The organism is Nocardiopsis baichengensis YIM 90130 (genome assembly GCF_000341205.1).
Lineage (GTDB): Bacteria > Actinomycetota > Actinomycetes > Streptosporangiales > Streptosporangiaceae > Nocardiopsis_A > Nocardiopsis_A halophila.
In genome coordinates this window covers 203412-215885 of the sequence record NZ_ANAS01000009.1, presented here as the reverse complement: position 1 = coordinate 215885, position 12474 = coordinate 203412, and the positions used below count along the sequence as shown (strand labels likewise).

Genomic DNA, 12474 nt, shown 5'->3' with positions numbered 1-12474 from the left:
ATGACCCAAGCACCGCTGCCGCCGGAGGCCGCCGAGGCCGCCGCCCGCACCCGCGACCGGGTGTGCGCGCTCCACGCCGAGCTGCCCCGCTGGAACCTGGTCACCTGGACCAGCGGGAACATCTCCGAGCGGATCCCCGGCACCGACCTGTTCGCCATCAAGCCCAGCGGGCTGTCCTACGACGAACTGACCCCCGCCTCCATGGTGGTCTGCGCCCTGGACGGCACCCCCGTCGACGGCGAGCACAGCCCCTCCAGCGACACCGCCGCGCACGCCTACGTCTACCGGGAGATGCCCGAGGTCGGCGGCGTGGTCCACACCCACAGCACCTACGCCACCGCCTGGGCGGCCCGCGGCGAGCCCGTCCCGTGCGCCATCACCGCCATGGCCGACGAGTTCGGCGCCGAGATCCCGGTCGGCCCCTTCGCCCTGATCGGCGGCGACGACATCGGCCGCGGCATCGTCGCCACCCTGCGCGGCCACCGCTCCCCGGCGGTCCTCATGCGCGGCCACGGCGTCTTCACCGTCGGCAAGGACGCCAAGGCCGCCGTCAAGGCCGCCGTGATGTGCGAGGACGTCGCGCGCACGGTGCACATCGCCCGCCAGGGCGGCCCCGTCGAGCCGCTCCCGCAGGAGCACGTCGACGCCCTCTACGACCGCTACCAGAACGTCTACGGGCAAAGGAGACAGCACCCGTGAGCGACCTTCCCCGCATCGGCCTGCTGGGCATCATGCAGCCGCTCTACGACGACATGCTGCCCGGCATCACCGAGCGCCAGTACGCCTACGCCCAGGAGGTCGCCTCCTCCCTGGAGGGCGTTGCCGAGGTCACCGCCGCGCCGCCGGTGCGCGGCCGCGAGGACGCCGAGGCGACGGTGCGCCGCTTCGAGGACGAGGGGCTGGACGGCGTCCTGGTGGTCATGCTGACCTACGGCCCCTCGCTGCGGGTGGCCCGGCTGTTCCAGCACATGCGCCTGCCGGTGTGCCTGGCCAACATCCAGCCCGAGCCGCGGATCACCGACCGCTGGGGCATGGCCGAGATGACCTACAACCAGGGCATCCACGGCGCCCAGGACACCGCCAACGCGATGGTCCGCGCCGGCCTGCCCTTCGACGTGGTCACCGAGGACCGGGGCAGCCCCGCCTTCCGCGAGCGGGTGGGCCGCTGGGCGCGCGCCGCGCGCGCGGCCACCGCGCTCACCGCGCTCAAGGTCGGCGTCTTCGGCTACCCCATGAACGGCATGGGCGACGCCCGCGTCGACGAGAGCGAGCTCCTGCGCCACCTGGGGCCCGAGGTGGTGCACATCGCCCAGGGCGAACTCCACCGCACCATGGCCGCCCTGACCGAGGGGGAGGTCGCCGAGCTGCTGGAGGCCGAGCGCGGCCGGTTCGAGATCGACGAGCGCCTGTCCAAAGAGGAGCTGGACGACCACGCCCGCCTCCAGCTCGGTATCGAGCGGGTGCTGGAGCGCCACGGCTGTGCGGCCTACTCCACCCACTTCGACGCCCTGGGCGAGGACGGGCGGTTCGCCCGGCTGCCCATGGCCGCCGCCTCCAGCCTGATGGCGCGCGGCTACGGCTTCGCGGGCGAGGGCGACGTGCCCGCCGCCGCGCTGGTCTACGCCGGGCACCGGCTGACCGGCCTCGGGCACTTCACCGAGATGTACGCGATGGACTTCCCCCGCGACGCGATCCTGATGAGCCACATGGGCGAGGGCAACTGGAAGGTCGCCCGGGACGACGAGCCCGTGCGGCTGATCAAGCGCCCGCTGGCCATCGGCGGCCTGGACGACCCGCCCACCCTGCTGTTCCGCATCCAGCCCGGCCCGGCGACCCTGGCCAGCCTGGTCACCCTCGGCGGCGGCCGGTTCCGGCTGGTGGTCGCCGAGGGCGAGGTGCTGGACGAGCCGCCCATGCCGTCCCTGGAGATGCCCTACGGCATGTTCCGCCCCGACAGCGGGGTGCGCGGCTGCATGGACGGCTGGCTCGCCGCCGGCGGCACCCACCACATCACCATGACCCCCGGCCGCACCGCCGCGGACTGGGAGTCCTTCTGCACCGCCTCCGGGGTCGAGTACCGCCCGGTCTGACCCGTCCGCCCCACCGGCCGCCGGCTCCTCCCCGGCGGCCGCCCGACGCCCCTCCGACGGCGCCGCCCTCCGCGCGGGGGAGCGGCGGCGCCCACCCTTCCCCCCTTGACTCCGCGACGTCCCAGGAGCACCCCATGAACGTCGACCCGCCTTCGGCCCCTCCCCCCGGCGTCGGCCGCCGCTCGCTGCTGGCCGGCGGGCTCGCCGCCGCCGGCCTGGCCCTGACCGGCTGCGGCGCCGGCACCGCCGTCGAGACCGGTGCGCGCACCCCGATCCGCCAGTGGAACCTGTTCACCGGGGGCGACGGGGCGCGCATGGTCGAGATGCACGAGCGGTTCGCCGCCGAGCACCCCGAGTACGACCTGCGCCCCACCACCTACCTGTGGGGCAACCCCTACTACACCAAGTTCGCCATGGGCGCCGCCGGCGGCCGCTCGTTCGACATCGGCACCCTGCACCTGTCCCGGGTCAAGGGCATGGGCGCCGGCACCCTCATCGACCCGGTCCCGCGCGACGTGCTCGCCGAGTTCGGCATCACCGAGGAGACCGTCCGGTCCTCCCTGTGGGAGAAGGCCACGGTCGACGGGGAGCTGTACGCGATCCCGCTCGACACCCACCTGGTGGTCACCTACTACAACCGGGAGGTCTGCGAGCAGGCCGGGGTGCTGGAGTCCGACGGCACCCTGGTGCGCACCTCCGGCGTCGAGGAGCTGTTCGACGTGCTGGCCGCCGTCAAGGAGGTCACCGGGCAGTACGGCATCGTCATGGACACCACCGGGGCCTGGCGCCAGTTCTGGTCGCTCTACCGCCAGCTGGGCGGGGAGATGACCCTGGAGGGCGAGCTGGGCATCGACGACGACAAGGCGCTGCAGAGCCTGGACTTCCTGCGCCGCGTCAGCCAGGAGGGCCTGGCCCCCGAGGCCTCCGACGCCCCCGCGACCCCGGCCAACTTCCAGAACGGCATCGCCGGGCTGATGCTGGCCGGGAACTGGGAGCTGCCCACCTTCCAGGACGCCGGCATGGACTTCGGGATGCGCCCCTTCCCCGGCGTCTTCGGCGACGAGCTCGGCCAGGGCGACTCCCACGTGTTCGTCCTCCCGCAGCGGCGCGACCGCGACGACGAGGCCGTCCGGGCCGCCGTCGCCTACGCCGCCTGGATGCTGAAGAACAGCCTCGTCTGGGCCGGCGGGGGCCACACCCCCGCCTACCTCCCGGTGGTGGAGAGCGAGGACTACGCGGCGCTGGAGCCGCAGTCGGAGTACCGCGCGGCCGCCGAGAACGTGCAGCTCGACCCGGACGCCTGGTTCAGCGGGTCGGCCGCGGCCCTGATGTCCGAGGCCAACTCGGTCATGGCCGGCGTGCACAACGGCTCGTCCACCCCCGAGCAGACCCTGGAGGGCTTCAAGCGCGCGGTGCAGAAGCTCATCGACACCCCGCCCCCGGCCTGAGCCCGCGCCCCCCGGCGCCCCGAACGGCGGGGCCCGAACCGACACCCCGCACCCCCTGACGACCGGCGGCCCGCACCCCCGCCACCGCCCCCGGCCCGGCCGGGCCCGGCCCCGCGAGGGGCCCACCCCCTCAGGCACGCTTCCGCGACCTTGGAGTCCGCCATGACGGCACCCCCGACGGCGGGCCAGGCGAGCAGATCCGACCCCCACGGAACCTCCGCCACCGGCTCCCCGCCCCGGCGCGCGCGCAGCCGCGCCGACCTCGCAGGCCCCGCCCTGGCCCTGCCCTTCGCCCTGCTCTTCGCCGTGTTCCTGCTCTGGCCGCTGGGCGCCGGGCTGTGGACCAGCTTCACCGACCGCTCGCTGACCGGGGCCGCGCCCTCGTTCGTCGGCCTGGACAACTGGGCCGAGATGGCCGCCGACCCCATGGTGTGGCGGTCGCTGTGGACGACCCTGCTGTTCACCCTGATGACCACCCCGCCGCTGGTGGCGGTCGCGCTGCTGATGGCGGTGCTGACCCAGCGGGCGGTGCGCGTGGGCTGGTTCCTGCGCTTCTCCTTCTTCTCGCCCTTCCTGCTGCCGGTCGCGGTGGTCTCGCTGATCTGGGTGTGGATCTACCAGCCCGGGTTCGGCATGCTCAACGGCGTCCTTACCGGTGCGGGCCTGCCCGAGGTGAACTGGCTCGGCGACGAGGGCACCGTGCTGCTCGCCATCGCGGGCACCACCGTGTGGTGGACGGTCGGCTTCAACTACCTGCTCTACCTGGCCGCGCTTCAGGGCATCCCGGGCCAGGTCTACGAGGCGGCCTCGCTGGACGGGGCCGGCGCCTGGCAGCGGTTCCGCCGCATCACCCTGCCGCTGCTCAACCGCACCACCGCGATCGTGGTGCTGCTGCAGATGGTGGCCTCGCTCAAGCTGTTCGACCAGGCGTACCTGATGACCAACGGCTCGGGCGGGCCGGACTACGCCGCCCGCCCGATCATCGGCTACATCTTCGACAGCGGCTTCACCAACCTGCGCATCGGCTACTCCTCGGCGATCTCCTACCTGTTCTTCGCGGTGATCATCGCCGTCTCCGTCCTGCAGTTCTGGCTGTTCACCAGGAAGGAGAACACCGCATGAGCGCCCCGACCGCGACCCCGGCGCCCGCCGCCGCACCCGCCCCCGCCCCCGCGGCGGCCGCGCCCCGCCGCCGGCGGCGCATCTCCCCGACGGGGGCCGCCGCCACCGTCTCCGCCCTCGTCCTGGCCGTGCTGTGGCTGCTGCCCCTGGTGTGGGCGCTGCTCACCTCCTTCAAGCCCGAGGCCGAGACCACCGCGGTGCCGATCCGCTGGCTGCCGATCGGGCCGACGGTCGAGGCCTACCGCCAGGTCATCGCGCGCGGCGACATCCAGCAGTGGCTGTTGAACAGCACCGTCATCTCCACCCTGGTGACCGCGCTGACCCTGGTGCTGTGCGCCCTGGCGGCCTACGCCTTCTCCCGCACCTCCTTCCGCGGCCGCAACGCCCTGCTGCTGCTGTTCATCGCGGGCATCATGGTGCCCCCGCAGGTGCTGATCGTGCCGCTGTTCGACCAGATGCGGCTGCTGGGCATGGTCGACACCTACTGGGGCGTGGCGCTGCCGCAGGTCGTGGCCCCGGTCATGATCTTCATCCTCAAGCGGTTCTTCGACGCGATCCCGCACGACTACCTGGAGGCCGCCCACCTCGACGGCGCCGGGCACCTGCGGGTGCTGGTCTCGGTCGTGCTGCCGATGTCGGGGCCCATCCTCGCCGCGGTCGGCATCTTCACCTTCGTCCAGGCCTGGAACAACTTCCTGTGGCCCTTCGTGGCCACGACCGACCCCGCGCTGATGACGGTCCCGGTCGGCCTGGGCACCGTGCAGGGCGCCTACGGCATCCAGTACGCCCAGCAGATGGCCGCCGCCGTGCTGGGCGCGGCGCCCCTGATCGCCGTCTTCATGCTCTTCCAGCGCCAGATCGTCAAGGGCGTGACCGACGCGGGCCTCAAGTAGCCGCACCGGCCCGCCCGCCCCCGGCCCCCGGCCCCGACCCGCACCCCGAAACACCCACCGGAGGTACCCCCCATGCCCCGCACCCCGATGACCGCGGCCGTCGCCGCGGCCCTGGCGGTCCTGGCCGCCTGTGCGGCCACCCAGCAGGCCGCGGCGGACCCCGCGGCCCCCTCGTCCGCCCCTCCGCCCCCGCTCACCGGCGACGTCCGCGTCCACGACCCGGCCCTGGTCGCCGGCGGCCCGGGGGAGGACTGGTACGTCTTCGGCACCGGCGACCAGGCCGTCGGCGACGGCAACGTCCAGATCCGCACCTCGGCCAACGGGAACCACTGGGAGAACGCCGGCACGGTCTGGGACACCAAGCCCGCCTGGCTCTCCGAGGAGGTCCCGGGCGTGGAGAACCTGTGGGCGCCCGAGGTCTACGAGCACGACGGCACCTACTACCTGTACTACTCCGCCTCCACCTTCGGCTCCCAGCGCTCGGTCATCGCCCTGGCCACCAACACCACCCTCGACCCCGACGACCCCGACTACGCCTGGGTCGACCGCGGCAAGGTCTTCGAGAGCCACGAGGGCGACCCCTACAACGCCATCGACCCCGGGATCGTCGAGGACGGGTCGGGGAACCCGTGGATGGCCTTCGGGTCGCACTGGGGCGGCATCTACATGCTCCCCCTGGACTGGCCCGGCGGGAAGCCCGCCGACGGCGCGCAGCCGTTCAGGATCGCCGACCGCGGCGAGGGCGACAACCGCATCGAGGCCCCCTACATCGCCGAGCACGGCGGCGACTACTACCTCTACGTCTCCTTCGACGCCTGCTGCCAGGGCACCGACAGCACCTACAAGATCGCCGTCGGCCGCTCGGACGCGCCCACCGGCCCCTTCACCGACGCCGAGGGCGTGCCCATGACCGAGGGCGGCGGCACCGTCATCCTCGCCGAGCGCGGCGGGGACGTCGCCGCAGGCGGCCAGTCCCTGTCCGAGGGGCGCATCGCCTACCACACCTACGGGCCCTACGGCACCCCCGGCGACTTCCGCCTCGGAATCGAGCGCGTGCGGTGGACCGGGGACGGCTGGCCCGTCCTGGCCCACTGACCCCCGCCCGCAACCCCGGCTCCCCGCCGCGGGAGCACCGCCCCGGGGGCGGCCCGCCGCCCCCGGGGCCACCGGCCCCACCGACCCGCCCCAGAGAGGACACCGCGTGCACAAGGCCGAACTCACCCTCGACCCCGCATTCGCCGTGGCGCCCGTCCACCGCCGGCTCTTCGGCTCCTTCGTCGAGCACATGGGCCGCTGCGTCTACACCGGCATCTACGAACCCGACCACCCCGCGGCCGACGCCGACGGGCTGCGGAGCGACGTCGCCGCGCTCGTCCGCGAGCTCGGCGTGACCACCGTCCGCTACCCGGGCGGCAACTTCGTCTCCGGCTACCGCTGGGAGGACGGCGTCGGCCCCAAGGAGGACCGGCCCGTCCGCCGCGAGCTGGCCTGGCACAGCACCGAGACCAACCAGTTCGGCCTCGACGAGTTCATGCGCTGGACCCGCGGCCTGGGCATCGAACCGATGATGGCCGTCAACCTGGGCACCCGCGGCATCCAGGAGGCCCTGGACCTGCACGAGTACGCCAACCACCCCGGCGGCACCGCCCTGAGCGACATGCGCATCGCCAACGGCGCCCCCGACCCGCACGCGATCGGCATGTGGTGCCTGGGCAACGAGATGGACGGCCCCTGGCAGCTGGGACACAAGACCGCCCGCGAGTACGGGCGCCTGGCCGCCGAGACCGCACGCGCCCTGCGCACCGCCGAACCCGGGCTGGAACTGGTGGCCTGCGGCTCCTCCGGCCGCTCCATGCCCACCTTCGGCGCCTGGGAGGCCGAGGTGCTGGGCGAGTGCTACGACGAGGTCGACTTCGTCTCGCTGCACGCCTACTACGAGGAGTACGACGGCGACCTGCGCAGCTTCCTGGCGGCCCCCGCCGACATGGACCGCTTCATCGAGGAGGTCGTGGCCACCGCCGACCACGTCGGGGCGCGCCGCAAGAGCTCCAAGAAGATCATGCTCTCCTTCGACGAGTGGAACGTGTGGTACCTCAGCCGGTTCCAGCGCGAGGAGGCCGAGAACCCGCCCACCGACTGGCCGGTGGCCCCGCGCGTCATCGAGGACCGCTACCACGTGGCCGACGCCGTCGTGGTCGGCGGCATGCTCAACAGCCTGCTCCGCCACGCCGACCGGGTCACCGCCGCATCCCAGGCCCAGCTCGTCAACGTGATCGCGCCGATCATGACCGAGCCCGGCGGCCGGGCCTGGCGCCAGACCACCTTCCACCCCTTCGCCCGCACCGCCGCCGCGGCCCGCGGGCAGGTGCTGCGGGTCGAGCCCGCCGCGCCCCGCCACGACACCGCGCTCTACGGCGAGGTGCCGCTCCTCGACGCCGCCGCCACCTACGACCGCGACGCCGGACGGGCCGCCCTGTTCCTGGTCAACCGCTCCACCGACACCCCCATGGAGGTCGCGGCGGACCTGCGCGGGCTGGACGGCATGGCCGCGGCCTCCGCGCTCACCCTGGCCGACGACGACGTGTACGCCGCCAACACCGCCGACGACCCCGAGCGGGTCGTCCTCAAGGAGAACAAGGACGTGCGCCTGGACGGCGGGCGCCTGACGGCGGTCCTGCCGCCGGTCTCCTGGACCTGCGTGGAACTCACCGGGCCGCAGGCCTGACCCCTGAACCGAGGAGGCGAAGAGCGATGAACGCCATGAGCGAGAACCGCACCGGGCGCACAGGGCGCACCGGGCGCACCGTACGGGCCGCGGCCCTGGGGGCCGCCCTGGCCCTGGCCGCCGGCGCCTGCGGGGGCGTCGGCGACGCCGCCCGGCCCGAAGGCGAGAGCGGCACCGTCGGCATCTCCATGCCCACCAAGTCCTGGGAGCGCTGGGTCCAGGACGGCGAGAACATGGTCGCCTCCCTGGAGGAGGCCGGCTACGGCACCGACCTGCAGTACGCCGAGGACGTGGTGGAGGACCAGGTCGCCCAGATCGAGAACATGATCACCAAGGACGTCGACGTCCTGGTGGTCGCCCCGGTCGACGGCGAGGCCCTGACCGAGGTGGTGGGCTCCGCCGAGGACGCGGGCATCCCGGTGCTCTCCTACGACCGGCTCATCATGGAGAGCGAAGGCGTGGACGCCTACGCCACCTTCGACAACTTCGGAGTGGGCGTGCTCCAGGCCGAGTACATCGTCCAGGAGCTCGGCCTGGACGAGGCCGAGGGACCCGTGTCGATCGAACTGTTCGGCGGCTCCCCCGACGACAACAACGCCTACTACTTCTTCGACGGGGCCATGTCGGTCCTGCAGCCCTACATCGACGACGGCGTGCTGGAGGTCCCCAGCGGCCAGACCGAGATGAACCAGATCGCCACCAACCGCTGGGACGGCGCCGTCGCCCAGGACCGGATGGACAACCTGCTCGGCGCGCACTACTCCGACCGGGAGCTGGACGCGGTGCTCTCGCCCTTCGACGGCATCAGCACCGGCGTCATCTCCTCCCTCAAGGGCGCCGGGTACGGCACCGACGACAAGCCGCTGCCGGTGGTGACCGGCCAGGACGCCGAGACGGCGTCGGTCAAGTCGATCATCGCCGGGGAGCAGACCCAGACGGTGTTCAAGGACACCCGGGCCCTGGCCGACTCCGCCGCGGAGATGGCCGACGCGCTGGCCCGCGGCGAGGAGCCCGAGGTCGACGACACCGAGACCTACGACAACGGCGCCAAGGTGGTGCCGGCCCGCCTGCTGGAGCCGGTCTCGGTCGACGCCTCCAACTACGAGGAGGTCCTCATCGACAGCGGCTACTACGAGGAGTCGGACCTGAAATGACCGCTCCGACCGAGGGGCCGCCGGTGCTGCGGATGCGCGGCATCCGCAAGACCTTCCCCGGCGTGGTCGCGCTGGACGGGGTGGACCTGGAGGTCCGCCCCTCCGAGATCCACGCCCTGACCGGGGAGAACGGCGCCGGCAAGTCCACCCTGATGAAAGTGCTCAGCGGGGTGCACCCGCACGGCTCCTACCAGGGCCGGGTGGAGGTGGAAGGGGACGAGCGCCGCTTCGCCTCCACCTCCGACAGCGAGCGCGCGGGCATCGCCATCATCCACCAGGAGCTGGCCCTGGTCCCGCAGCTCACCGTCGCCGAGAACGTGTTCCTCGGCAACGAGCGCGCCCGCCGGCGGCTCGGACTGTCCTTCGTCGACCAGGAGGCGTCGGTCTCCCGGTCGAGGGCCCAGCTGGAGCGGGTCGGCCTTGACGTCGACCCCTCCACCCCGCTGGGCGAGCTGAGCGTGGGCCGCCGGCAGCTCGTGGAGATCGCCAAGGCCATCGCCAAGCAGGTGCGGGTGCTCATCCTCGACGAGCCCACCTCCGCCCTCAACGAGGCCGAGAGCGACGCCCTGCTGCGCCTGCTGCTGGAGTTCAAGGAGCAGGGCATCGCCTCCATCCTCATCTCCCACAAGCTCGACGAGGTGACGCGGGTCGCCGACCGGATCACCGTGCTGCGCGACGGCCGCAGCATCGAGACCCTGGACGCGGCCCGCGGCGAGGCCACCGAGGACCGCATCATCCGCGGCATGGTCGGCCGGGACCTGGAGCACCGCTACCCCGGCCCGCCCGGCGGCGCCGGGCCGGCCCGCTTCGAGGTGCGCGACTGGACCGTGGACCACCCGGTGCAGCGGGGCCGCCGCATCGTCGACGGCGCCCACCTGCAGGTCCGGGCGGGGGAGGTCGCCGGGCTCGCCGGACTGATGGGCGCCGGCCGCACCGAGCTGGCCATGAGCCTGTTCGGCCGGGCCTACGGGCGCTACGTGCGCGGGACGCTGCTCAAGGACGGCGCGCCCGTGGCCCCGCGCCACCCCGCCGAGGCCGTCGCCGCCGGGATCGCCTACGTGCCCGAGGACCGCAAGGAGCTCGGCCTGGTGCTGGACGACCCGGTGCGCACCAACCTGACGCTGGCCGGGCTCGGGCGCCTCGGCCGGGCCGGGGTGGTGGACGCCGCCGCCGAGCAGGCCGCGGCCGAGGAGCTGCGCACCCGGATGGGGGTGCGCTGCCGGGACACCGGGCAGGCGGTGGTCGAGCTCAGCGGCGGCAACCAGCAGAAGGTCGTGCTCGGCCGGTGGGTCTACACCCGCCCCGACCTGCTCATCCTCGACGAGCCGACCCGCGGCGTCGATGTGGGCGCCAAGTACGAGATCTACGAGGCGGTGCGGGCGATGGCCGCCGAGGGGGCGTGCGTGCTGCTCATCTCCTCGGAGCTGCCCGAGCTGCTGGGCATGTGCGACCGCGTCTACGCCATGTGCGAGGGGCGGATCACCGGCTGCCTGCCCGCCGACGAAGCCGACCAGGAGGCACTCATGACGCTGATGACCGGCGCGCCGGGCACGCCCGGACCCACCGCCCGCGCGGGCGGGGCACGCGAGGGGGGCCGGTGAAGGCGGCGGCCGGCGGGGCCGCCTCCGTGCGCGCGGTGCTGCGCGGCAACGCCCGCCGGTACGGCATGGTCATCGCCCTGGCCCTGATCGTCGTCCTGTTCCAGATCCTGACCGGCGGGCTGCTGCTGCAGCCCGCCAACGTGAGCAACCTGGTCCTGCAGAACTCCTACGTGCTGATCCTCGCCGTGGGGATGATGCTGGTGATCATCACCGGGCACATCGACCTGTCGGTGGGGTCGGTCGTGGCCTTCACCGGCGCCGTGTCCGCCATCATGCTGGCCGAATGGGGCCTGCCCCTGCTCCTGGTCCTGCCGCTGTCGCTGCTGGTCGGCGGCCTGATCGGGGCTTGGCAGGGGTTCTGGGTGGCCTACGTGGGGCTGCCCGCGTTCATCGTCACCCTGGCCGGGATGCTCGTCTTCCGCGGCCTGACGCTGCTGGTGCTCGGCGGCGAGTCGGTCGGCGACCTGCCGTCCTCGGCGCGCACGCTGGCCACCGGGTTCGTGCCGGGCTTCGACGTCGCCGGGGTCGACATCGTCCCGCTGGCCCTGGGGGCCGCGGTGGCGGCCCTGGTCGTCGCCGGCCTGCGCGCCTCCCGCGCCCGGGCCCTGCGGCACGGGATCAGGGTCCTGCCCGCCCCCGCGGCGCTGGCCGTCCAGGCGCTGGCCGCCGCGGCGGTGCTCGCCCTGTGCACCGCCTTCGCCCTGCACAGCGGGATCCCCGTGGTCGGCGCCCTGCTGCTGGTGCTCATCGCCGGATACGCGCTGTTCATGGCGGCCACCGTGCCCGGCCGCCGGGTCTACGCCACCGGCGGCAACCCCAAGGCCGCCGAGCTGTCCGGGGTGCGCACCAAGCGCACCGTGTTCTGGGTGTTCGTGAACATGGGGGCGCTGTCGGCGCTGGCCGGGCTGGTGTTCACCGCCCGGCTCAACCTCGCCGCGCCCGGCGCGGGCACCATGTTCGAGCTGGACGCGATCGCCGCCGCCTTCATCGGTGGGGCGTCCGCCTCGGGCGGTGTGGGCACCGTCGTCGGCGCGGTGGTCGGCGCCCTGGTCATGGGCGTGCTCAACAACGGCATGTCGATCATCGGGCTGGGCGTGGACTGGCAGCAGGCGATCAAGGGCCTGGTGCTGCTCATCGCGGTCGCCTTCGACGTGCTGGGCAAGAAGGGGCTGCTCGCCTCCGGCCTCGGCCGGCTCCGCGCGGCCCTCGGGGCCCGCGGCGGCGGGGGCGGGTCCTCCGGGGGCGACGGCACCGGGGGGCCGGAGGCCGCCGAGGGATCCGGGGACCCCGCCCGTCAGGCCGGGGACGAATCGGGCCGCGGCACGGGACGGGGGGCGGAGGTCCGCCCGACGCTCTAGCCGGATCCGCACACCGGCCCCCGGTGCGCGGCCACCGCCGTGCGCGTCGGCTCGGGCCCGGACGACGGGTCCGGGCCGACGCG

At 73.6% G+C, this 12474-nt stretch carries 10 protein-coding genes; all 10 read left to right on the top strand.

Annotation, left to right across the window (positions count from 1 at the left end):
* The 10 genes from C892_RS0109615 (at position 1) to mmsB (ending at position 12391) form a co-directional block, all read left to right on the top strand.
* Positions 1 to 699, top strand: a complete 699-nt coding sequence (locus C892_RS0109615; protein ID WP_017536640.1) for an L-ribulose-5-phosphate 4-epimerase — start codon at positions 1 to 3, stop codon at positions 697 to 699.
* Complete coding sequence (locus C892_RS0109610; protein WP_017557009.1) at positions 696 to 2090, top strand: L-fucose/L-arabinose isomerase family protein; 1395 nt, start codon at positions 696 to 698, stop codon at positions 2088 to 2090. Before C892_RS0109615 ends, C892_RS0109610 begins: the two co-directional genes overlap by 4 nt.
* A gap of 134 nt (positions 2091 to 2224) precedes the next feature.
* Complete coding sequence (locus C892_RS0109605) at positions 2225 to 3538, top strand: ABC transporter substrate-binding protein (protein ID WP_017557008.1); 1314 nt, start codon at positions 2225 to 2227, stop codon at positions 3536 to 3538.
* Between the two features lie 162 nt (positions 3539 to 3700).
* The gene (locus tag C892_RS0109600; protein ID WP_017536637.1) at positions 3701 to 4660 is read left to right on the top strand and encodes a carbohydrate ABC transporter permease; all 960 of its coding nucleotides are present in this window, start codon (positions 3701 to 3703) and stop codon (positions 4658 to 4660) included.
* Complete coding sequence (locus C892_RS0109595; protein ID WP_017557007.1) at positions 4657 to 5553, top strand: carbohydrate ABC transporter permease; 897 nt, start codon at positions 4657 to 4659, stop codon at positions 5551 to 5553. Before C892_RS0109600 ends, C892_RS0109595 begins: the two co-directional genes overlap by 4 nt.
* A gap of 72 nt (positions 5554 to 5625) precedes the next feature.
* Positions 5626 to 6648 carry an arabinan endo-1,5-alpha-L-arabinosidase gene (locus C892_RS0109590; RefSeq protein ID WP_017557006.1) on the top strand — a complete coding sequence of 341 codons (1023 nt, stop codon included), beginning with the start codon at positions 5626 to 5628 and terminating at the stop codon, positions 6646 to 6648.
* 106 nt (positions 6649 to 6754) lie between these two features.
* Complete coding sequence (gene arfA / locus C892_RS0109585; RefSeq protein ID WP_017557005.1) at positions 6755 to 8278, top strand: arabinosylfuranosidase ArfA; 1524 nt, start codon at positions 6755 to 6757, stop codon at positions 8276 to 8278.
* A 26-nt stretch (positions 8279 to 8304) separates the two neighbouring features.
* Entirely contained in the window at positions 8305 to 9432 is a 1128-nt protein-coding gene (gene chvE / locus C892_RS0109580; RefSeq protein WP_017557004.1) for a multiple monosaccharide ABC transporter substrate-binding protein, read from the top strand.
* Positions 9429 to 11033 (top strand): ATP-binding cassette domain-containing protein, encoded by a 1605-nt coding sequence (locus tag C892_RS0109575; RefSeq protein ID WP_017557003.1) that lies wholly within the window; start codon positions 9429 to 9431, stop codon positions 11031 to 11033. The genes chvE and C892_RS0109575 overlap by 4 nt, the downstream gene beginning before the upstream one ends.
* Positions 11030 to 12391 carry a multiple monosaccharide ABC transporter permease gene (gene mmsB, locus C892_RS0109570; RefSeq protein ID WP_017557002.1) on the top strand — a complete coding sequence of 454 codons (1362 nt, stop codon included), beginning with the start codon at positions 11030 to 11032 and terminating at the stop codon, positions 12389 to 12391. The genes C892_RS0109575 and mmsB overlap by 4 nt, the downstream gene beginning before the upstream one ends.
* The last annotated feature ends 83 nt before the right edge of the window (positions 12392 to 12474 follow it).